This window comes from Candidatus Jettenia sp. AMX1 (genome assembly GCF_030263775.1).
Classification (GTDB): Bacteria; Planctomycetota; Brocadiia; order Brocadiales; family Brocadiaceae; genus Jettenia; species Jettenia caeni.
In genome coordinates this window covers 1-23738 of sequence record NZ_SZPP01000051.1, presented here as the reverse complement: position 1 = coordinate 23738, position 23738 = coordinate 1, and the positions used below count along the sequence as shown (strand labels likewise).

Genomic DNA, 23738 nt, shown 5'->3' with positions numbered 1-23738 from the left:
TTGGGAATTTATTCTCGCTATTCTATCCATTTCTCAATGACATACACTCATCCCCCTCTTTTCTCCTCTCTCTCTTGTATACTTGTGGGTAAGGATAAGCCCGGGAGGGGGTTGAGGGTGTGTTTATTCCCCTCTTGAGAGGGGTTAGGGGTGTGTTCATGGCATAACGAAAAACTTTGAATTTCCTAAACATCAAGCCCGGAATGGCAGACGCTTGTCCTCGAATGGAGTTATCGGGGAGTTGTAAACTTATGTCGCTCTGTATAAAAACAAAAGTCAAAATATACATTAAGGTATTAATATCAATTCGCTCAAATATAATTGAATTTGTTATTCTATTCTGTTAAAATTTTTCGTTAGATACTTATTATCCTTAAGCTTATAAAAAACATACGTACTTTACAACAAGTTATCTCTTAGAGAAGATGCTACGACTAAATGCCCAGAGAAGAATTTAACCCATCGAATTTCTTTAGTAAAGCGCGAATCCATGTCTTGCTCTTTATTGCAACATTTCTGACGACATATTATGTGAATGGAATATGGTATTCGATTACCATAATGACAATCCTTCTTTCTCATGAATTAGGACATTTTTTTATGTGTCGTAAATACCATGTAGATGCCACAATGCCCTATTTTCTGCCTCTTCCATTTCCACCCTTCGGCACCTTTGGCGCTGTAATAAAAATGAAGGGGCTTATGCCTGATAAAAAGGCTTTATTTGACATCGGCGCTGCTGGCCCGATGACTGGGCTTTTGTTTTCCATACCCGCTATCATTATTGGACTTTACCTTTCGGATATAGGCCCTGTGCCCAGCGATCCTTCTCTGTATCTTGGACTTGGAGAGCCGATTTTATTCATCTGTATCACGAAACTTATATTTGGAAATCTGCCTCAGGGGATGGACATTTACCTCCATCCTGTTGCCTTTGCCGGCTGGGCAGGTCTGTTTGTCACGGCGCTTAATCTTCTGCCCATTGGACAACTTGACGGTGGACATGTCATGTATGCCCTGTTAGGCAAAAAAAGCAAAGTTGTTTATCGTATCGGTATCTTTATTTTTTGCGTAATTGCGATCTTATTGTATCCAGGCTGGCTGGTCTTTGCCATCCTGCTCCTGTTTTTTGGTTTTCGGCATCCCGCTCCGGTAGATGAGCTTACCACACTCGATTCCAAGCGTAAGATATTGGGCATTATCCTGTTTATCATATTTCTGATATCTTTTACCCCTGTACCGCTTAAGCTTTAATATTTTCAGGTATATGTACAGGAATTCCAAAGTTTTTCATAATGCCGTTAACATATCCCTATGAAAACAAAAGTTGTTATTGCTATGAGCGGCGGCGTTGATAGCAGCGTTGCCGCTCATTTTTTAGTGGAACAGGGCTATGAGGTTATAGGCCTGTTCATGCGGCTGGGTATCGATACAATCGATACCATAACCAGAAACAAGGTTTGCTGTAGTCTGGAAGATGCGAATGATGCCCGCAACGTAGCAGACCAGTTAGGCATTCCATTCCACGTGCTAAACTTTAAGGATGCCTTTGATCGTATTATAGATGCCTTTTGCACTGCATACCTCAATGGCAGAACGCCCAATCCCTGTATTACCTGCAATCAGGAGTTAAAATTTGGAAGGCTATTGGACTTTGCAAAGATGCTGAATGCCGGTTTTATTGCTACCGGACATTATGCAAAGATAGAAAAGTCAAAGGACAGATACCTCCTCAAAAGAGGGGCAGATCCGCGAAAAGACCAGTCGTACGTACTGTTTTCACTCACTCAGGACCAACTCTCAAAAACCCTTTTCCCCTTGGGCGCTGTGACAAAGGAGTATGTACGTCAGGTAGCCAGGAATTTGAACCTGAAAACGAAGGATAAACCGGAGAGCCAGGACATTTGCTTTGTACTGGATAATAATTATCATAACCTTTTATATGAACGATTTGGAAATCGTATAGCTCCGGGTTTTATCAAAGACAGACAGGGAAATACCCTGGGAAGACATCCGGGAGTGCCATTCTTTACGATAGGGCAACGGAAAGGACTTGGCATTGCATTCGGTACGCCCAGATATGTAATTGATATAAATCCACAAGAGAATACGGTTGTAATTGGCGCTGCCGATGAACTCATGGAGAATGAATTAGTAGCATCCGGCGTAAACTGGATCTCCATTGATAAACCGGAGGAACCATTAGAAGTACAGGCAAAGATCCGGTATAACCACACTCCGGCACCCGCTATCGTATATTCCTGTGGGCCGGATAAGGCGCGTGTTGTATTCAAGAATCCGCAAAGAGCGATAACCCCCGGGCAAGCGGTTGTTTTCTATCATAACGATACCGTTGTGGGTGGGGGATGGATTGAGAGAAAAAACACTTGCTAAAGAAAATTTTCATGATAAACTTATATGTATTTGTATAAATGTCTAACTTTATTTATCTTAGGCTTCTTTAACAAGATAAGTTGTCTCCATGGGCATATTCTTCATACAGGGGAATAAAATAGGCCTTTGGCGACTTTTTATAGCATCTCTGAAGGGGCGACCTTGTGTTCGCCCAAACGGAAAACAAATACAAACGTTTTGAATCTACAAGGCAAACAAGTAGGGGCAGGTTTTAAACCTGCCCCTACAACATACAACAGAAGATTGGAATTCCCTAAACGTTTAAATGAAACCTTCGGCAACTTCTTTTAAGCCAAGAATGAACACAAGCTTTTATTTCATATTGTATTCGTGTCTATTCGTGAATATTCGTGGCAAACATGTAAATAATACCATATTTTGAAACTCTATTCATCCCTATCATTCAAAAGTAAGTTACTTCTCTTTGCACTCTGCATTTCTCTTATCCCTGTTGTAGCAATCACTACAGTACATTATCTTACCGCCAGAAGCGCTTTAAAAAATCAGATTTTAGAGAAATTAACAGCAATTGCAGAATCAAAAGTACTTCATGTGGAGGAGATCATGGAGAGAAATATTATCCGGGTTATGGGTTTCAGTACCGACGGATTCATAAGAAGAAGACTTGAGAGGGTTCTTCGTAAGAAGGATCCCTTTACCCAAGGTAGGGTAAGACGCTTAAATAAGTATCTCTCGAAAAATAAGCTGCCACTCTCCGAGCATATTTTAGCCATAATCCTTGTGGATAAACAAGGCAAGGTTATCTCCGCTACTGATAAAAAATTAATAAGTATGGATCTCTCTGACCAGGAGGTGTTCAAGCAAGGAACGAAGAAAGGTTATGGCGAAGCATACATTGGCCAGCCACAATATTTCTCCCCTCTTCATGTAAATTGCATAGTAGCCTCCGCACCTATTGTTTCCGAATATAGTAAAGAAAAGATAGGTCTTATTATCAATGTCTATAATCCGGCATCTTTAAATAGGATAACAGTAGACTATATTGGAATGGGAGAAACCGGCGAGGTATATTTGGTTAATAGAGATAAGATTATGATTACAGAGTCGAGGTTTATCGATGATGCACCTTTCAAACAGATCATAGATATAGAACCGGTTCGCAGGATTCTCGACCGGAATGAAGAGATGACCGGTATCTATCCTGATTATATGAATGTGTCGGTAGTCGGTATCTCCAGATATATGCCCAAGTTTGGCTTGATACTTCTGGCAGAAACGTATACGACAGAGGCCTTCGCGCCGTTGAGAGCGTTAGGCATTACTGCAGTCACCCTTTTGGTAGTGGGTGCTGTTCTCGTTACCCTCGTGGGAATTAGTTTTGCAACGTTAACATCAGAACCTATTAAAAATTTAACGGAAGCGGCCAAAAAAATTTCAAACGGTAGCTTCGGATACAAAGTACGAATACAACGAGGAGATGAAATTGGTATCCTGGCGGATAGCTTTAATATTATGTCCAGGGAACTTGCGAAATTTATAGCGAATCTGAAACGATCAGAAAAGGAATTACTCCGTCATTCTACTGAGCTAAAGAGGAGCAACGAAGAGCTGCAGCATTTTGCCTATGTTGCATCTCACGATTTGCAGGAACCCCTCCGAATGATATCCAGCTATCTCCAGTTACTAGAGAGGCGATACAGAAATAAGCTCGACACTGATGCAGAAGAGTTTATTACGTATGCCGTAGACGGGGCGAATCGCCTCCAAACGATGATCAATGGCTTACTGGAATATTCGCGTGTGGATAGCCGTGGTAAATCTTTTGAACTCGTAGATTGTGAAACCTTATTTGAACGTGCCTTGCTTAATCTTGAAGTGACAATCAAAGAGAACAGCACAACCATTACCCACGATACCTTGCCAACCGTTATGGCAGATAGCTCACAACTTTTACAGGTCTTTCAGAATCTCATAAGCAATGCCATCAAGTTTCATGGTACTGAGCCCCCGCGCATCCATATATCAGCCCGGCGCAATGAAAACGAATGGATTTTCTCAGTACATGATAATGGTATTGGCATTGAACCGGAGTATACTAAACAACTTTTTAATATCTTTAAGCGCCTGCACGGCAGGGAGTATCCAGGTATTGGTCTGGGTTTATCGATATGCAAGAAAATTATAAACCGGCACAATGGAAGAATTTGGCTGGAGTCAGAACCCGGGAAGGGTTCAACATTTTATTTTACAATACCTGTACATGGAACCTAAAGATTAAGGTAAACCACGAAGTACACGAAGAAAGAAGCACAAAGTACACGAGGAAAAAAGGATGTAGAGATGCAAGATGTTACAAAAGTACGTAGGGCAAAGCTTTAGCCTTGCCTCCCCGCCTGAATGCCTCATCGGGGATTGGCATTCCTAAAGGATTGCCCTGCTAAGAAAATATTAAGGTATTTAAGTAGTTTACTCTCATAATAAAATATTTCTTTTCAAGGAGAAAAATGATAGTTTATGAATATGAATAGTGAAGCACGAGTTTCACCGATAGAGATTTTACTGGTTGAGGATAGCCCTGGCGATGTCCGCCTGACGCAAGAGGCGCTAAAGGAGTCTAAGTTAAAAAACAATCTGCATGTAGTTGGCGATGGCGCTGAGGCCATGAATTTTTTGCGAAAAAAGGGTAAATATGCTGCTGTGCCTCGTCCGGACCTTATCTTACTAGATTTGAACTTGCCAAAAAAAGATGGCCGTGAAGTGCTTACTGAAATAAAATTAGATAATAACCTGGTGCATATCCCTGTAGTAATCTTAACCGTCTCAAGGTCAGAAGAAGACATCCTGAGATCCTACGGACTCCACGCAAACTGCTATATTGTCAAACCTATTGATTTCAATCAGTTTATTTCTGTAGTAAAGGCTATCGAAAATTTCTGGTTTACTATTGTCAAACTACCTCCAAGAGGATGAAGTGGACAGGAAACCAACCAAAATACTTCTCATAGAAGATAATCCGGGTGATGTCCGGTTAATACAGGAGATGTTAAAAGAGGTCGGCTTTGGTCAATTTGAACTAGAGCACAAAGACCTGCTCTTATCAGGATTAAGCCGTATTACCCGGAATAATATCGATGTGATATTACTCGATCTCGGATTGCCGGATAGCCAGGGGCTTCCGACACTCACCAAAATTCTTTCTCAGGCACAAAAGATTCCCATCGTGGTGTTAACAGGTCTTGATGATGAGATAACCGGTATCAGGGCAATCCAGGCAGGGGCCCAGGATTATCTGGTAAAGGGCCAATTGGGCGGCAGATTGCTGGTACGCTCGATACGTTATGCTATTGAACGCAAGTGGATGGAGGATGATCTCCGCAAGTTATCGAACGCTGTCAAGCAAAGTCCAAGCATAGTAATAATTACTGATATCAATGGCAATATTGAATATGTAAATCCCAAGTTTACCCAGGTAACGGGCTATACCTCCGATGAAGTCATCGGAAAGAACCCACGGATTTTAAAATCCGACAAAACACCGCCTGAAGAATACCAACGGTTATGGGATACCATTACTTCCGGTAATGAATGGCGGGGAGAGTTTATTAACAGGAAAAAGAGCGGAGAACTTTATTGGGACTCCACCTGTATTTCTCCTATAAAAAATCCTGAAGGAACTATTACTCATTTCGTTGCAGTTATGGAAGATATTACCGAGCGGAAACGAATGAAAGAAAAATTACAGGCACTTAATGAATCATTAGAACAACGGGTAGCAGAGAGAACAGTGGCCCTGGCAAAGGCAAATAAAGAGTTAAAAGCTGAGATTGCAGAACACTGGCAAGCCAGGGAAGCGCTCCGGAAAAGCGAAGCCAAATACAGAATATTACTCGAAAATCTTCCGCAAAAGATATTTTATAAAGATAAAGATTTAACCTATATATCATGTAATGAAAACTTAGCCGGAGATTTACATATCAGACCTGATGAAATATTGGGGAAAACAGATTATGATCTCTATCCAAGAGAGCTTGCCGAGAAATACAGGGACGATGATATGAGGGTTATGGAACTGGGGCATACGAACGAAATGGAAGAGAGATATGTTAAGAATGGGCAAGAATTAATAATCCATGTTGTGAGAACCCCTATAAAAGATGAGAAAGGTAATAGCATGGGTATATTAGGCATTTTCTGGGATATTACCGAAAAGGTGGCCATGGAGAGGGAAGCCATGCTCAACAGACAGCTGGCAGCATTGGGTGAGATGGCAGCAGGCGTGGCTCATGAGATCAATAATCCCATAACAGGTATTATTAATTGTGCTCAGATATTGTTCAATAAAAGTGAAGAGGGAAGCAGGGAAAAGGATATAGCGAACCGGATTATGAAAGAGGGAGACCGGATAGGGAAGATCGTCCACAGTCTCCTCTCCTTTGCCCGGCCCGGTGATAAAAAAGAGAAAAAGCGATATATCCATATTCATGAAGTACTGTCTGATACCCTTTTTCTCATAGAAGCACAATTGCGAAAAGACGGTATCAGGGTAACGTTAGATATTCCCCAGGACTTGCCAGAAATACTTGCGCATCCACAGCAGATTCAACAGGTTTTTTTGAATCTTGTCCATAATGCACGGTATGCCCTGAACCAAAAATATCCGGAAACGCATGAGAATAAAATCCTTGAGATTTTAGGTGAGAGAATAACAATACAGAATCATCCCTATGTAAAAATTACGTTTTATGATCACGGTATCGGTATATCTGCAAAGATAAAGAATGAAGCAATAAAGCCCTTTTTTACTACAAAACCTCATGGAGAAGGAACCGGATTGGGATTAAGCATCAGTCATAAAATAATCAAGAATCACGGCGGTAAGATTGTTATTGACAGCATCGAGGGAGAATTTACCAAAGTAGCCCTTATCCTGCCCGTAGAGTTAAAAGCAATGTAGGGCAAGGCTTCCAGCCTTGCCTGCCCCCATTGATCTGACTGTGGCATTATTCTTATTCCAACGCTTAGCGTCACATCTGCCAAAGAATTGCATCTAACAATAACCTGATGAGAATTGTGGTAACACTTTAGGTAATTACTCAAAATAAGATGCAAAACCTGGGTAGGGGCGAATCTTTTGTTCGCCCTGATCGTGGGAAAAAGCTTGGGCGGGTTCAGGTTTGTAACCTGAACCCTCTATTTGTAGTCCCGACTTAACTTTAGCCTTATTCTCAATTTTTATAGACAACTTACCGGTAATCTTTAGGAGCCTTCGCGTATTAATTTGTCTACCAGACATAGAGCGTATTTTCTGACATACATCTCAATTTACCATCTTTACAACATGGTGCTGTTAAAACATGGGTTCAGGTTGCAAACCTGAACCCGCTGGAGGAATAAGGAGGTATCCCCCTGGGAAAGGAGTAATGTGTGTCCTGCCCCCCTCTAATCCCCCCTAACCCCCCTTTAAAAAAGGGGGGAAAGAATGGCAAGAACGACGTAGGGCAAGGCTTCAGCCTTGCTCTCCCATCCCAAGACAACGCGCACATGGACACAAGGAAAGCACATTGAGCTTCCTCATTATTTTCCCCTTTATTTAACCTTTTCCCCCTGTAACCTTAAAACCATCCCAGCGCTATACAGCCCCTTTTTCTCATAGGCATCTGCAAGGAAAAAATACACCTCTTTATATTGCGGATTGATCTTCAACACGGCATTGAAGTGTTGTATGGCCTGTTCTGTATCCCCCTTATCAAGACATGCCAATCCCTGCGCCACATCATCCAGAGCCTTGCCTGATAGAATCTCCTGAGCCTTATTGTACTCGTTCAGTGCAGCCTGTATCTCTCCTTTTTGCACATAGATATTCCCCAAATGTACATGGGTAGTATAGAGTAGGTCGTAAAAATCTATTTTCCCTGTGTGGCTTCCTGTTCCACCAGCCCTTTCTCCTAAACCGGCTATCTGCTCTTCCCGGGAAATTCTGTTCAATCCTTTTTCCCCTCTCCTAATCCCCCCTAACCCCCCTTTAGTAAAGGGGGGAATGGGAGAATTAGGAGAGGGGGGATTAAGGTGGTTAGGAAAGGAAGATGCGGAGGGATTACCGTTAGGGGCGTTTGATGATGACTCATGGCGACAGGAAGCCGGGATCAATTCAAGCGCCTTTCTGTACGAAGCAATAGCCTTCTCCGCTTCGCCGTTTTTTGCATAGAGCCAGCCCAAACATATATAGGCCTCTTGATAATCAGGCTTCAATTCTAAAACATCCATTACCTCTCTAAGCTTTTGTTCAATTGATGGCACCTTCCCCTTAATCCAGCTATAATCCTTTAAAGCGCCGTCGTGTGATCGTGGTTTATTCATAATCATAGCGCACATCTCTATTGCCTGATGTATCTGATTCTGAGCTGCATACATAAAAGCCATGAGCGCTTTCAGCTCAGTATTTTCAGGCTCAACAAGGGTTGCCTGTTTAATCAAATCCTTTGTTTCCTCTGGTAAATCACCTTGCAGATATATCCATCCCAGTAACAGGTAAGCAGGAAGATTATCCGGGTATAAACGGATAGTTTCTTTACACGTTTCAATAGCTTTATCTGTCATGCCGCTTTTGCTGTATGCGAGTGCAAGCAGTTCATACGCTCTTTTATCGTTGTGGCTTACCTGAACGGCATCCCTTGCTGCACCTATTGCCTTATCAAACAAACCGTTTTGGATAAAATGTTCTCCATCTGTAAGAAGCCTCTCAAGAATATGAGTTCTTATATTTTTTGCCTTATACAATTCTTCCAGGGCTTTATCCATCATCCACCTCTTTGCGTAAAAACAACCCAGATACATATGTGTGTCTGGTCGATCAGGCGCTGCGGATATCGCCTTCTTCATAGTCACCATAGCTTCATCCAGCATTCCCTTCTCTGCATAGGCGCAAGCTAATGGAATAAGGGCTTCCACACAGTCAGGTTGTGATTTTACTATCTCTTCATATTCCGTTATTGCCTGATCAATTGCAGGAACCAGCGTTTTTCCATATACTATGAGATCCCGTTTTTCATACGCAGGTTTCTGTTGTAACACCTTTCTGTATTCACGGAAAGCATCGCCTAACCTTCCCTGCAATACGCAGCATAAACCGAGTACCTCATGTGCGCCAGAAAAACTGTCTATCTGGTCAATCAGACCTTCAAAGGTTATAGTAAATTCTTTTATAATAGCAGGAATATCTTTTGTCATGGGATAATCAAAGGGTACTCGTTGCAGATCAGGATTAATTTCTAATGCTTTTTGAAATTCTTCAACGGTCTCCAGGATTTGACATTTCTGACTATACGCCCACCCAAGATATGCATAGACTCTTATATCGTCAGGATAACACTCTTTCATTTTTTTTAATTCAGGTATAGCCAGGTCGACCAATCCCATTTCCGCATATTGCATCGCATATCCCCTCTTATCTAAAAACACCTTTCCTTTTTCAGTTCCCCCGTTACTTTCTCTACCAACCCCCTCGGGCATCTCTTTCCTAGTCTCCTCCCTTCCCTCTTTGCTAATTTCTCCTAACTCCCCGCTAATAATTTTCCCTGGCTCCCCGCTCCTAATCCCCCCTAATCCCCCTTTAGTAAAGGGGGGAATGGGGGGAGTAGGAGGATTAGGGGAATTAGGAAATGGAGGCTGGGATAGGCCAGGAAAGGAGGAATTAATACTAAAGGGAAAAAGGGGGGGATTCGTGCTCGTGTTTGTAAATAAAGAACTCACGAATGCTTTGCTATCAGTAGTGATGGAAATTCTGTCCATTGTATCTTCTGATGCCTGAAGAGAGAAAAACAATCCTTGCTGTGCAAGGGTTATTATTGGAATACAGAGTATTAATTTTAAAATGGATATCATGTTTTTAATACCTTTTCCTGACATTACTTTTAACAGGAGAATAGCTATAAAATTTTTAGCATGTCTTATAGGGAAGAACCTATAGATAGCTTTATCAGAATTATGGTGTACCCTCATTGCTCCCGGCATGGCTAAAGCCTCCGTCCCACATCAGCTCTTATTTTTTCATGAGAAGAGACTGTAAATGAGAGAACAATAACCAGGAGTGTTTCTCTTTAAGTTGTCTATATGTTTGCCTGCTTATTAATCAAATGTAGGGCGAGGCTTTAGCCTTGCTCCTCTCCGGGCGCCACATACATTACATTAGGCCTTCGGCGACCTTTTCCCCTCCCTTGATGGGAGGGGCCAGGGGAGGGTGGTTGCCCTTTTCCTTCACCCCCACCTAACCTCCCCCATCAAGGGGGAGGAACTCTTTGTTTGAATTTCCTAAGCATTAAATTAGGCCTTCGGCAACTTTGTTTACGGTCACACGGAGGGGCGAAGCATTTGCTGGCATTCCATTTTGAATGCAGTCTATTTTCTGAATAGCAAATGCTTCTCCCCTACAACAAACATTGAAATTCCTATACATCAAGATAATTTACCATAAGAGGTTCTAGAGTATTTGTCATTGCGAGAGGTTTTTTCACGAAGCAATCTTTTCTCAACTATTCAGGAGATTGCTTCGGACACTACCCTCGCAATGACACGTTAAACACAACACGGACAAACCTTGTCCCTGTAGATCGTTTGTCTGCGCCATCCTGAAAACCGCTTACATGCAATGAAAATTCCTCTACAATCAAGCTAAAATATGGAAGCGGTGAAGAATAACAAACCACCCGTAATCCCCCTTGGCTCTCCGTAGGGGGAAATCCCTCGTCCCCTTTTTTCTAAACTTATCCTTTTCTTCGCGTACTTTGTGCTTCTTTCTTCGTGTACTTCGTGGTTTACTTTTTGATACAATTGCCTTGCTTGTCCCCCCAGCTTAAAATCCCCTCATTCCACCCATTACACCACCTGATACAAATTCCGGATAGGTCGGCGTCATATGCTCTGAAATATCGAGGCCCATAGTCTCTTCCTCTTCGCTCACCCGGCCCAAACCTACTACTTTCAACCCGCCAAATATGATAATAGCACACAAGCATGCATAACCGATACAGATAATAAAGCCCAGCGCCTGTATACCGATATCACAAGTAATTCCATGATACGCAGGACGTATAAGCCCCATCACCCCGGTCGCAATACCTCCAATAGCCCCAGCCGTACAATGCACTCCACATGTTCCTACGGTATCATCAATCCCTATCTTATCGAGCGATTTTACCACCAGGGGAATAATTGCTCCACTCACAATACCTACAATAATAGCAAAACCCGGATGAAAAAAACCAGCGCCAGCACAGACAGAAACCATCCCTGCTATTGCTCCGTTTCCTGTGGTAAGAGGATCTGGTTTTTTATTTATCAGCCATCCGCCAAACAGTGCGCCAAGGATACCGCCCGCCATGCTCATCGTAACATTAATTGTGGTCGTAGGTAAATCATTCACAAGAACAGTAATCATCCCGCGTGCTGTTGCATGAGCGGTTGGTTCGCATAATGCGCCCAGTACCACAGAACCTACATTAAAGCCATAAAAAGATACACACAGGAGGAATACACCGAGTATCATCTGCGAAACATTGTGCCCCGGAATGGTATAGCATTCCCCGCGGCCAAACTCAAATAACCATGATTTCTTACTCGTACGGGCATATTTTTCTATCCGCGGCCCAACAATCATTGCAGCAATAAGGGCTGTCAAACCGCCCTGAAAATGTACCACAACAGAACCTGCATAATCCACATAACCCCATCTGGTCAGCGGCCCGGCAGACCATGCCATCCATCCAAAAAACGGATACATAAAACCACAATAGAGAACAACATAAATAAGGTATGCCTTAAAACTAAACCTCTCTGCTATAGACCCCGATGTTATAGCACACGAAACAAGGCAGAACCCCCACATCGTGAACCAGTGCCCATAGACATTTAACATATCAATATTCACCGGGTCGAGTACTCCAAGAAGACAATAATTCCAATTGCCGCAAAAAATAGCAAACCCGAATAACCACCAGACCAGGGTGCCGATGCCGATATTTGCGCATATCTTCATGTAGACATGGGTGGCATTTTTAGAGCGGACCTGTCCGCTCTCCAGAAAAGCAAAACCCGCCTGCATAAGAAAGACCAATATTCCGGTTATGATTAACCAAAGACCATAAACAATGAGGAGTATATCCCGCGCCAATACATCAACCACAAACCACCCTCCTTTCACAAAGTATCGTAAGTAAATGTAGGGCAAGGCTTCAGCCTTGCCTCCCCGCCTGAACATGCACGGGGGTACCAACCCTATATGCATCGAGCTAAAAACAGTGTTCCATAAAATAAGGAGTATCCCTTTAGAAAGAGAGCAATGCGTGTCCCTGTTCCCCTCTAATCCCCCCTAACCCCCCTTTAGAAAAGGGGGGAAACAAGGGATTTCCCTCTTTTTTAAAGGGGGATTAAGGGGGATTACGGGTGGTTTGTTATGCTTCACCATTTCCACATTTTAACTTTATGCATATGAGGGAGCAACCCTAAAGGGTCGCCCTACAGATCGTCATTCCTATAAAGTAAACTCCAAACTCCATTTGTTCAACTTACCGATATCTTGTCCGGCCATATCGGTAGGCCGTAAAATCCAATTTCCCTCTATTTGCTGTCCAATGAGAGCCGCCAGAGATGAAGCAGATATCGAATCATAGGTCGTAATTAAATTATCCTTACTGCCGCCTGTACGGTTATGAAGAATTACCTGTTGACCTGATGGAGCTACAAGCTCAACGCGCAGGTCTCCAATATAGGTATGGGTTATATCGACACTGACCTTAATTCCTTTTGCTACACCCGATTGGGTAATCCCAATAACACTCTGCGCCCCGGCAGGATTATTATCGGGAATTGTCAGGGCTGGCGCTGCTTCTCCCCGGATAACCTGAGATGCTGCTTCGAGGTCTATTTCAATACCCCAACTTCGCAGTGTACCGACATCTTGTCCGGCCAGATCAGCCACCTTGAGTACCCAGTTGCCTTGTGTTTGTGCACCTATAAGGGATGCCAGGTCTGAAGTATCTTCACTCGTATAGGATTTAACCAGATTATCCGCACTTGCGCCAGTACGGTTATGCAGAACAGCCGTACCATTTCCCGGCGTTGTCAGGCTTACTTTGAGATCACCAATGTAGGTATGCTCGATATTGATTGAGATAACCAGCCGTTTAATTTTCCCAGCTTGTGAGATCGTCAGTATGCTGGTTAAACCGGATGAATTATTATCGGGAATAGCTATATTTGGTTCTGTCTCAACACGGATATTTTGCCCTGTCGTATCCGATGGAGTTTTGAAATCAGCAACAATACCCGACAGCGACGCCCCATGGGACTTTGCATTGGGTCCCATTCCAAACTTTGCAAACACAGACCAGATACCGTTTTTGGCGGTAGAGTGCTCACCCGAACTCAACTGGCCTGCTGCATGCTTTTTATCGAGAGCTGCCAGTATGGAGTCGCGCATATCAAGGAAACTGGGATTAGCAGGTGATAACTTTAAGGCATCTACAACCAGTTGAACAGCCAGAACAGCGCCAATCTTTCTGTTCATTTCCATGATTGTGGCACACCAGATTTCGCCGATATTATGTTCTTCGGTATAACGGCCTTTTCCCACATCAGCAAAAGTATCAGGGAAATTACTATCGTAAGGGAATCCCCGTATGCCGCCGGCTTTTTTGACAACCCATGCGCCAACCACCGTGGTGTTATTGATAGTACACGCTATATAGTCTCCCCAGCCTTCTCCCATACCGCTACTCTGAGGAGCTTCTAATGCGCTGACATTCATGGGTCCTCCGACAAGGCGATTCGTCACGCCGTGCATAAACTCATGAAACACCACGCTGGAGTCAAAGGCCGTATGGCGGTCCGTTGATGTCACCAATCCCATGTTCATAACAGGGTTTGAACCGTCAATAGGGGTATACATATTAGCAGTTCCCCATACCGCGCCACTGTGGGCCCGCGCATCAACCCGGTCGGTCGCCACACCGCCCCGGCCAAGGTTATTATGCTGAAAGTTCCCATCCCCCTCCCGAAAGCCAAGCAGGTAAAAGAAGTCGTGCATGTAACAGTTATAATAGAAGATATTAAGAACCTTCTGATCATCGCCTTTTGAATCAGCAGGATTGAAGGTAAGGACACCATCCTGAACAACACCCTGAACCGCCGAGCCAGTATCTCCCAGGTGCGCATACACACTATTGCCTATTGTAGCATTCACCTCAACCCAGTCATCGGGAAAATTGAAGGGGAAATTCGGCAGAGGCAGGCCGTAATCTGTTAAAGGACTTGGGAAATGAGTCATTTGGCGAGCGCTTCCACCATCTACATGATACACGTTTCCTCGCGCTTTGACAGATTGTACGAGCTGTTTACAATAGAGTATCTCCCCGGTTTCAGCATCTGCCATAGTACGGTACTGACCTTCGTAATTTGGCATTGTTATGATCACCTCCCATGCTAGCCGGAGACCGCCATCCAGGGGAAACCAGATCAAAGCGGCCTTAATTTTATCGCCAAAGGGGCCAGGCTCAAAAACAGCAGGCTGGTCAGCTTTATCAGAAAGGATTGCAATAATCTTCGGTACAAAACCACTCAAATCTACACTTTTTGGAGTAAGTGGTTCTCCGAATTGATCTGTCATTTTGTATTCATCTCTGTCAGGCGTAGCTACATGCTGAGCCGTCTTTAACACAGCCTCTTGCACAGAGAGCTTTGGAATAACTTCCCTGTCATGATCAACTGCGACACTGCTGCCAACAGTCTCTTCCAGTCTGCCATCTGGCGCAAAACGTACCGTTTCTGCTGCCTGAAAGATAGATATGCCTTTATACTGTTGCTGCAAGTGAACGGCAACTGCACCGCTGCTGGCGCGTTGAATATGGGGGTCTGCCACAAACTCATTCGGCTGGGTTGCCGTCAGACCCAAAGCCTTGCTGATATTCCGCACGTGATCCAGGGCGCGTTGAATATAATTACCCGTCTCGGCAGGCCCATCTTCCGAGGTAATTACCGCGGGATTACCGGTGGTAGTATCGAAGCGCTTGATCCTGATCCGTTGAGATCCGGGGAGGCGGTCTGAAATCTCCGATGCGCGTGATTTCAGTTCCGCTTCCCGTGCAGGTGTAACTTTATTGACACTAAAATTCCTACGATCAATTTCTCGGCTCATGGCAATTCCTCCTTCTTTCTTAAACCCGAAATAACTTCTATGAAACACCATCGCAGGTTCAGATGTGTAACCTGAACCTCATGTATTATAACACTGGTTCAACGGTAATTCTATCGTGATCAACGATTGAAACCGGCCGGCAATTCCGTAGGGGCAGGTTTAAAACCTGCCCCTACTTGTATTTAATCTTACCTTGCAGATTCAAAACGTTTGTATTTGTTTTCCGTTTGGGCGAACACAAAGTTCGCCCCTACGCCTGGCCGCAAAACAAAAGTAGCCGAAGGTCTAGTTTGTTTTTCCTGTCTAATCCCGTAGGAATGTCATGATTATAGGATATATCTTCATCACTTTTCAGACAACCACACCCGCTCTTCAGGACTTTTCCATAATTGTTTCTGCAGCAAGAGTATAGGCCCGGGTTTATAATTTACGATACCATGTATCTGCGATAAGCTGTGTATTGAAAAGCATTTTTTCAAATTTAGTATATACCCCATGTCCAAAGAGGGTTGTCGTGCAGTTGGGGAAAAATAAGCCAGCGTCTTTATAATCAACTAATATGGTTTCACCATAATGAGGAACTCTCATCCTTGCCCGTATATTTTTCAGCCAGGTGTTTATATTAAAGCCTGTGCCCAAATATTGATCAAGCTGCTTATTAAGCCCATTATCAGTAAGAGCCGGAATATCTGTTCCGGCTATTCCCCATTGCTGTATATAATCTCCATCTTTTGTTCTCAAAAATCCTTTCATGCAGCCCCCAAGGTATCCGTATCCACGGTGGTTAATGATATTTAATAAACGGTAATTCCCTTTTCCCCAACTATAGCGGGGTGGTGTGCCAAAGGTAACAATATCCAGTTGAACCTCGCGAATTACCTCCAGAGCCTTATCAAACCGGGCAACATCTACCCCGCTGAGAACTAAAACCTTAAGAAGCTCATGTACCCCCTGCGACCGAGCCAAAAAATTTGTCAGCAGAGCAAACAATTGACCAGCGTGACTATGTCCAATCAACAATACCCGTTCTCCCCGGGATAGTTTTTTCTCCTTAACATTTACTGCCAGATTTTCAGCAAGTTTCATGGCTTCTTTCAATCTCCCCCAGTGATGATTTTCTGAAGACCAGATAAATCGTTCACAAGGAATAGTGCCGCCGATAGCCTTTTCGAAAAGCTCAACATATTCAGGCAAGTAATTACCTTTATCAGCAAGTATTGCATCAGTCCTTCTCTTGATATAATCATTCGCTTTCTTCAGCTTTGAACTTAACTTAGGATAGGCAGTTCTGATAGCATGGACAATACCAAAAGGGTCATCGCCGGCAAAAGTACCATGTACAAAATAGACGAGACCAACTTTTGCGTATGCCATTCGCTGTCCTAATTCGCTCATTTTCTCCCGCCATTCCTGAGACTGATCTTCCCATGCAGGTTGAGATGATTTTTTATGAAAAGGAACTATCTCGCAGAACGTGACATGGGTATAAGGGGTAGTAGGAGGGGTATTGGTATACTCCTGAGATAGAAAACCTGCCCTGGTAGTATAAGCAAAACCAAATAAAGTAACGACGAACAAAGCACAAAATACAAGAGAGGGACCTTCCATATACCTGTGCTCCTATAGCTATAGATAACTTAAGGAGAAATGCTCCGTTGTTATTCTTTTTCTAAACATTAAATTAGGCCTTTGGCTACTTTCGTTTTTTATGAAACCGTAGGGCAAGGCTTTAGCCTTGCTTCCCCGCTGGAATGTACCTGGGTAAGAGCAACCCTTTAGGATGTTACCCCATATGCATCAAGCGAAAACGTGTAAACGATGAAGAATAACAAACCACCCGTAATCCCCCTTAGTCCTCCGTAGGGGCGGGTTTGAAACCCGCCCCTACAAAAGGGGAAACCCCTCGTTCCCCCCTTTTCTAAAGGAGGGTTAGGGGGGATTAGAGGAGAACATGGGCATACATTGCTCTTTTTCTAAAGGAATACTTCCTTTGAAAATACAGATTTGTGCAGATGGATTAAGCAGATGCAAATCCGTCTTTTAGAAAATCGTTTCTGGTTAATTCTCCACAAAAGATTACCTATTCTACCTTTGATTTTGTGGAAAATGATACAAAATTTTCAGGATATTTTTTTGGAAAAAATTCTTGAAAAGTATAGAGGGCACTGAAGATGTTAAATAAGGCGTTTTTCTTATGGAATTGTTTACCAAACATCGTAACTTTTCGACCTCTTCATCCGATAGGCCTCTGGAAAGAAAATCACTCCACTTCAGAAGGCGGAACTGCAATCAGGTGTACATGGTATGGTATCAGGCAATAAGCCCATACTTCAATTGTTCCAGTGCATACACCACTGAGCCATCAAGTCTCTGTATGCCTCATAATCCTCGTCGCAGAAGAATGTCTGTAAACGGCGATTTCCTCGCTGAGTAACATGGTGTGGAACTTTTGGTACGACTACACGAGCAATTCTGGACATGCACACATCTTACCTATTTTAAAACAATGGCAATAATTAAGTATAGTGTCCCCAGAATTGCCAGAATTGCCAGAATTGACCAAAAAAATTATAGGCTAAGGTAATTCATCCGGCGGTTTAACATATGCCGCCTTTACTGCTTCCAATCGCCGGAGGCGGTCTGTCACACGCTGAGCGGTTGCATGGTCTGGTACCTCTACTATAAAATAACTCTGAAGATTGGGATCATCCGTATCGCGGTGCATTGGATGCAGCGTGAGATTGAATATCTCAATTATCCTCACCAGTTCCTTCGACTTTGCAGTGAGTGTACCACGTTGGTGGAGTGCACTCGCTACATCTGCTGAAACTTGAACGATAACTTGCATTGTTATCACCTCCTCTCTCGAATTGACCACATCAGCGCTGATTGGTACTGCTGTTGAGCTTGTATTACATGATGCAAAAGCGATAAACACGATAACCGGAAAAGCACGCCAGATTGCCTTTTTCATTGCCGGTTCTCCTCCTGACATTCGATATACTACTTATCATCCTTATCTTTATCGTCTCACGAAGCTACTGCCGTTCTCTCTTCGCCTGTACTCTTAATTTGTCCAATGTCTGTTACCTTAGACTCGTTTTCTTTTGCTAACTCCTCCTCAAGTACCTGAATTGCCCCGCTGATGCGCAGTAAGGTATTTCTCAGGTTTATTTGTTTACCCTCTAAATCAGCAAGTGCCTTTTGGCCGGATTCAAATTCAGTTCTGAGTTCTTTAAGACGTTGTTCTAATTTTTCTTTCATAATAAAATCTCCGATAATTTAATATAAGAATATTTCAATAACCCATTTTTCGTGCTATAGTCAACGCCAAAAATACGCTGACGTAGGGCAAGACTTTAGCCTTGCCAAGAGCAATCCTAAAGGGTTGCCCTACAAAGAAAATCTTGACTGCGAGATAATCCGTGAGATTTATATTATCAAGTTATGAGTAGGGTGGATTAAGGCGTTGGTTTTTGCGCCGAATCCACCACTACTATTTCCAAAAAAGGTGGATTCGCTATCGCTTAATCCACCCTACAGCAACCTACTTAAAAAATGAAAATTCCTATACAATCAAGATATAGTCGCATGGATTATCCAATAACCAAGCGCCTTATTCTTGAGGAGCACGCACCAACCCGGCGCCGATGTCAAAGGGATCTAACCCGCTTAGGCCATCAGTAATAGCCGAGCTAATCAGCCGGGCGGTCAATTGCCAGGAGGTAAGCACTCCAGTTTTCTTGATCTTTTCCGCCCAAAGTGCAGCTACACCGGTAACATGGGGAGTAGCCATACTGGTTCCGCTCTTCGAACTTAACCCACCTCCGGCCTTAGCCGAAAGGACTCCAACACCCGGACCAGAGACATTGGCGCCGGTATTCGAGAATGTTGCAACTGTGAAGCCATTGTTTCCCTTGCCAAGAGCACCGACTGAGATAATACCCTCTGCTACCGCAGGTGGGCTAACCGCAATCTCGAAGTTTGGATCTTCATCCCTTCGGCTCTCATTGCCTGCGGCCGCAACCATGATAGTCGCCGCCTGTGAAATGGCTCCCTGAGCTCGTATAAGCGAAGCAAGCCGTTCGAACAATTGCACGTTTGCCCTGTAGCCCTCCAGTGCTCGGGAAGTTGCCAATTCGGAGGGAAAACCTTGTGTTTCTTTTAGCCACTCAACATAGCCGGGGAAGTCCATGCCGAGGGACATGGAGATCACATTAGCGCCATTCTCCACAGCCCATTGGATAGCGCTGACGATCTGTTCGCTCGATCCACCTTGTGCACCGAGTACCTTACCAATCAGCACCTTCTTCACTCCTGGTGCAACCCCTATCCGTATGCCATCGACTGTTCTACCAAAAATGGTACCGGCGCAGTGCGTACCGTGCCCATGCTGATCACCATTGCCTTCGCCCGTAAAGTCCTCCTGAACGATATTCATGCCCGAAAATGCAGGATGTGAACCATCGATGCCCGTATCGAGTACAGCAACTACGACCCCATCACCAGTAAAAGGTGATGTATCCGCCCCTACAGACTGTATACCCCAGGCAATTTCACCGGCGGCAGGCTTTGCTGTGGCTTTGTCCTCAAAGGGGGCAATGAGCCTCATTGGAAAAGAGGGAGCAACGGCGACGACATCAGCATTGCGAGTTAATGCTAAGATTTTACTTCGGTCAACCTCCTCGACCTCGACAGTCAACCCTGCGGGGATTGATTCGGCTCCTCGTGGCAGTGAGAATGGTCCAAGGAATACATCACGGGTAGCTTCACGAATGGTCCGTAAGACAATGTGTTTCTCTTTCATATATTGCTCCTTTCATTATCTAAAGTGGTTGAAATTTTTCACAATATTGTGTTAGATCAAAGCTAAGGGTTCTGGTTGCAAATCTAAATACGTGAGATAAGATATTCTCAGGTCTATTTGCTTAGCCTAAGTCAGTAAGTGCTTTTGACCAGACTCAAAATTCTGCTCTAAATTCTTCAAGACGCTATTCTAATCTCTCCTTCAAATAAATTTTCCATAAAATCAGAATTACGAATAAAATCCCTTTAATAAGAAATACATGTCAATTTTATGTTGGAAAGTAAATTTAAATTATAAAGCATTAATTTTCTTCTCTAAAGCCTTGACTCGATCTTCAAGTTCTTTATTCTTTGTCATCAATTCATTGTTCATTGCATTGAGATCCCTAAATGCTTCAACCGTAAGGGCTTCAAACCCTTTAATTTCTAATCCTTTATATCCATCTCTAAACGTTGTGCCCCATACCGGAAATACTTCTTCAGCTTCTTGGGCTATTAGGCCCATCTGCTCACAAATACTGTTTCCAAATTTTTCAGGCTCTTTCCATCGGAAAGTAACGCCACGGAGTTTTAGCATTCTATTTAAAGATTCTTTTAGTGGTTTTATATCCTTTTTTAACCTCACATCTGATTTTACTTTCCAATATGCACTCCCTATTTTTTCAGCAGTACCGTTACCGTATAACGCAATATTAATACTTTCACCGCCCGTACCACAATAAACAGCACCCCTTGCATAAAGGTCGTGTGTATAAATACCACCACCTGACCATTGGGGAAATTCGGTATCTGGATTAAACCCATTTGTTCCTAAGTTTCCAGTTATCTTCTGTGAACCATAAACTTCTAATCTATCCCATAACTTGACGATACGTCCCTGAGGTGTTTGTCTGCCGAGGATCATTAATGCCCCATAGTCTGCCGCATTTTCAATTGCGGCATAGCCGGCGGTATTACCAAAGCCGCTATGTCTGTGATCTACGTTCGTAAAATAAATATCGGAATTTCCTGCATAGATTGCGCCCTTTGTCCAGAACTTTCCATTGGTTGAGTCGATATCGACTAGCGCCGTCTCTAAATTATTTTCGAACAAAAATCCTTGACCTATACATGTTCTTATTCTTAGTCTATGATTGCTATCAAAATATCCCTTCACAGCAGGCTTATCGGCAGGGCTTTTTCCGGAGGGACTTGCACTGTATATTACATGATTTGGATCTGTCGGATGCCATAACCATAAACCCCTTCCAACGCCCGAATTTGTACCGTCATTAACAGAAACTCCTAGTGATCTCGTAAACCCATTTACGTCTAACTTTGCATCTGAGCCTGTCGTCCCAATGCCAATGCTGCCAGTAACGATAAGAGCACATGGCTTTCCGTCACCCCCTTGGCCGCCTACATACACAGGTTGGGCAGTGTTCCAGTTCAGAAAAAGTCCTGCATCATTGTCGTTTACATAGTCTTTGCCATTGATGTGGCGGACTTTAATGAATCCATTCCCGCCTGCCCCAACAATCGTATTTCCATTGATATAAGCATCTCCATTGACTTGAAGCTTCGCCTTCAGCTCCGTCGTTCCAATGCCGACGTTGCCGTTGCGTAAATGGATCGACGGGTGCCAACTGCCATCGTACTTGTCGTAAAAGACCGGATATCCCCTGGCTGAGGTAGTGCCGTTATTCCCTTCGATATTCAGGGCGAAAGCCTGCCGAGAGTGGCTGTTCAAGATACCGAAAACCGTGGAATCGGACTGCAATACGAGCGGAACGTTGCCTGCCTGCGCTGTGCCATCGGAGTTCTCACTTCCAAAACCACCGGAATTAGTCACATGGAGACGATATAGAGGGGCTGTCGTCCCGATGCCCACATTACCATTATTCAAAATTGTCATCCGTTCCAAAAGTTCCACATCTTCATCCTTTTTCCCATCTCCCCCTGTAGCTATGCTAAGTGCACCACTTTTAGGATCGAACAACTGATAACATGAAAAACCATCGTTCAACCTCTTGCTCTTGTTAACTTTAGGATCATAGTAATTGTTGAAAAATAAACCCTTCCAGCCAATCTTACCCCATACATTGTCTCCAATATCTGTATGTGTGCTATTTGGTAGATATCCACCTTGTTTAAAAAAGATCTCTCTAACTCCAATATTGGCTAATTGACGGTCAGCACCACTAAGCTCACCTATTATGCCGTTAGCAATGGTTACTTTTGCCAAAATAATAGATAGACCATATTGATTAGAGGAAGAAAAGTTGTCGGTGGAATACATTCTTATTAACGGTCTTCTGATAATGCGATAACTACTGCCCTCTGGAATACGGTCACCTTCTATTTCTCTAGTAGTTAGATTCGTTATAAATAATTCTATAGTCAAGTAATATGAGCCATCATCATTAAAATATATTGTAGGAAATTTTATAGGTACCTCTATTAATTTACTTAGATGTGGTGGTTTTACATTATCATTATTATCTATATAAGCTTGGCCAGGGTTGCCCCTCTGTTGACCTATAGAGGCTAATGGAATACTTCTGCCCTCTTTATCGATGGCTAAACCTTCTTCGATAGTTAACTCAGAATCACCTGTCTTTTTTACAATTAACCCCCCGGCAATTCCCCAACTATGCAAATTGGCATTATGCATTCGCATAACAGGTATATGATAATGTTCAGCATCCTGCAAATGATCTTTTGTTTGATGGGAAGTTGAAGAAGATACATCATTATAATCGGTTATTTTAAGCTCTCTAATCTGCATATCTTTTCTCCTAAAGCATAAGTTGTTTGGATTATTAGTTTATTTTTTCAAGGTAAAGTTTGTGTGGGCTGGTTTTTCTAATTGAACTATTTCATTAATCTCAGTCATTGCACGCTGCAGTTGTATAGAACTTTTGGTATAGTTGATTATAACTCCAAACTCATGAGGGTTTTCTGGTATTCTCCAGTCAAAATCATCATGCGCTTCGCCTCGGTCAACTATAATAAGACTTCCGTCGATATCTTTTGTCATTCCCCAGGGTTTAACAAAAGAACTATCCCTACTTATTTCTTCTAGATTTATTGGCGCTGGCGGAATTGAAAGGCGCCAAATCCTGGCGGGCTCTGCCACTCGAGTATCACTACTCAAAGGCTTTACACCATAATCGAGAATGAGAATATGTTTTGCATCTTCTACATAAAGGGATGTAGGAAACACTGGTAATGGTTTATCTGAAGGAAGTTGTGCCAACAAAGAAATCATATGGCCCGTTTTGAGATCTATCTGGCTTTGTTGCACAAAGCCGGATAAATATCTGATATACTAAGAGAATAAGGGAAAGAGTACCATAAATTATTTTGTAGGATAAGTATATCAGTATGA

The 23738-nt window shown here is 43.2% G+C and carries 15 protein-coding genes and 1 pseudogene; 6 read left to right on the top strand and 10 right to left on the bottom strand.

Annotated elements, in window-relative coordinates:
- The first annotated feature begins 438 nt into the window (after positions 1–438).
- The 5 genes from FBQ94_RS14490 to FBQ94_RS14470 all read left to right on the top strand — a co-directional run bounded on the left by FBQ94_RS14490 (position 439) and on the right by FBQ94_RS14470 (position 7330).
- Positions 439–1254 (top strand): site-2 protease family protein, encoded by an 816-nt coding sequence (locus FBQ94_RS14490; protein WP_007220554.1) that lies wholly within the window; start codon positions 439–441, stop codon positions 1252–1254.
- Positions 1255–1314: 60 nt separating this feature from the next.
- Positions 1315–2394, top strand: a complete 1080-nt coding sequence (gene mnmA / locus FBQ94_RS14485) for a tRNA 2-thiouridine(34) synthase MnmA (RefSeq protein WP_007220555.1) — start codon at positions 1315–1317, stop codon at positions 2392–2394.
- A gap of 399 nt (positions 2395–2793) precedes the next feature.
- Positions 2794–4647, top strand: a complete 1854-nt coding sequence (locus FBQ94_RS14480; protein ID WP_007220556.1) for a sensor histidine kinase — start codon at positions 2794–2796, stop codon at positions 4645–4647.
- A gap of 243 nt (positions 4648–4890) precedes the next feature.
- Positions 4891–5346, top strand: coding sequence for a response regulator (locus FBQ94_RS14475; protein WP_007220557.1), 456 nt, complete (start codon positions 4891–4893; stop codon positions 5344–5346).
- Between the two features lies 1 nt (position 5347).
- Positions 5348–7330 (top strand): PAS domain S-box protein, encoded by a 1983-nt coding sequence (locus tag FBQ94_RS14470; RefSeq protein WP_007220558.1) that lies wholly within the window; start codon positions 5348–5350, stop codon positions 7328–7330.
- Between the two features lie 632 nt (positions 7331–7962).
- On the opposite strand, the gene FBQ94_RS14465 is transcribed toward FBQ94_RS14470, so the two are convergent.
- A complete protein-coding gene (locus FBQ94_RS14465) occupies positions 7963–9885 on the bottom strand; it encodes a tetratricopeptide repeat protein (RefSeq protein ID WP_285442215.1) in 1923 nt (640 codons plus the stop codon).
- A 115-nt stretch (positions 9886–10000) separates the two neighbouring features.
- On the opposite strand from FBQ94_RS14465, the gene FBQ94_RS14460 reads away from it, so the two are divergent.
- Positions 10001–10183 (top strand): hypothetical protein, encoded by a 183-nt coding sequence (locus FBQ94_RS14460; protein ID WP_285442214.1) that lies wholly within the window; start codon positions 10001–10003, stop codon positions 10181–10183.
- A 1041-nt stretch (positions 10184–11224) separates the two neighbouring features.
- On the opposite strand, the gene FBQ94_RS14455 is transcribed toward FBQ94_RS14460, so the two are convergent.
- The 9 genes and pseudogenes from FBQ94_RS14455 to FBQ94_RS14415 all read right to left on the bottom strand — a co-directional run bounded on the left by FBQ94_RS14455 (position 11225) and on the right by FBQ94_RS14415 (position 23618).
- Positions 11225–12553 carry an ammonium transporter gene (locus tag FBQ94_RS14455; protein WP_040543256.1) on the bottom strand — a complete coding sequence of 443 codons (1329 nt, stop codon included), beginning with the start codon at positions 12551–12553 and terminating at the stop codon, positions 11225–11227.
- Positions 12554–12901: 348 nt separating this feature from the next.
- Entirely contained in the window at positions 12902–15562 is a 2661-nt protein-coding gene (locus FBQ94_RS14450; protein WP_007220561.1) for a M36 family metallopeptidase, read from the bottom strand.
- Positions 15563–15982: 420 nt separating this feature from the next.
- Positions 15983–17170: a hypothetical protein gene (locus tag FBQ94_RS14445; RefSeq protein ID WP_007220562.1), complete on the bottom strand. Its 1188-nt coding sequence runs from the start codon at positions 17168–17170 to the stop codon at positions 15983–15985.
- Between the two features lie 661 nt (positions 17171–17831).
- Positions 17832–18042, bottom strand: a pseudogene (locus FBQ94_RS14440) (transposase); the annotation flags it as partial.
- A gap of 95 nt (positions 18043–18137) precedes the next feature.
- The gene (locus FBQ94_RS14435; protein ID WP_007220563.1) at positions 18138–18536 is read right to left on the bottom strand and encodes a hypothetical protein; all 399 of its coding nucleotides are present in this window, start codon (positions 18534–18536) and stop codon (positions 18138–18140) included.
- 56 nt (positions 18537–18592) lie between these two features.
- Positions 18593–18826, bottom strand: coding sequence for a hypothetical protein (locus tag FBQ94_RS14430; protein WP_007220564.1), 234 nt, complete (start codon positions 18824–18826; stop codon positions 18593–18595).
- A 352-nt stretch (positions 18827–19178) separates the two neighbouring features.
- Positions 19179–20174: a S8 family peptidase gene (locus tag FBQ94_RS14425; RefSeq protein ID WP_285442212.1), complete on the bottom strand. Its 996-nt coding sequence runs from the start codon at positions 20172–20174 to the stop codon at positions 19179–19181.
- A 486-nt stretch (positions 20175–20660) separates the two neighbouring features.
- Positions 20661–23135: a tail fiber domain-containing protein gene (locus tag FBQ94_RS14420; RefSeq protein ID WP_007220566.1), complete on the bottom strand. Its 2475-nt coding sequence runs from the start codon at positions 23133–23135 to the stop codon at positions 20661–20663.
- A gap of 39 nt (positions 23136–23174) precedes the next feature.
- A complete protein-coding gene (locus FBQ94_RS14415) occupies positions 23175–23618 on the bottom strand; it encodes a hypothetical protein (RefSeq protein WP_285442211.1) in 444 nt (147 codons plus the stop codon).
- Between the last annotated feature and the right edge of the window lie 120 nt (positions 23619–23738).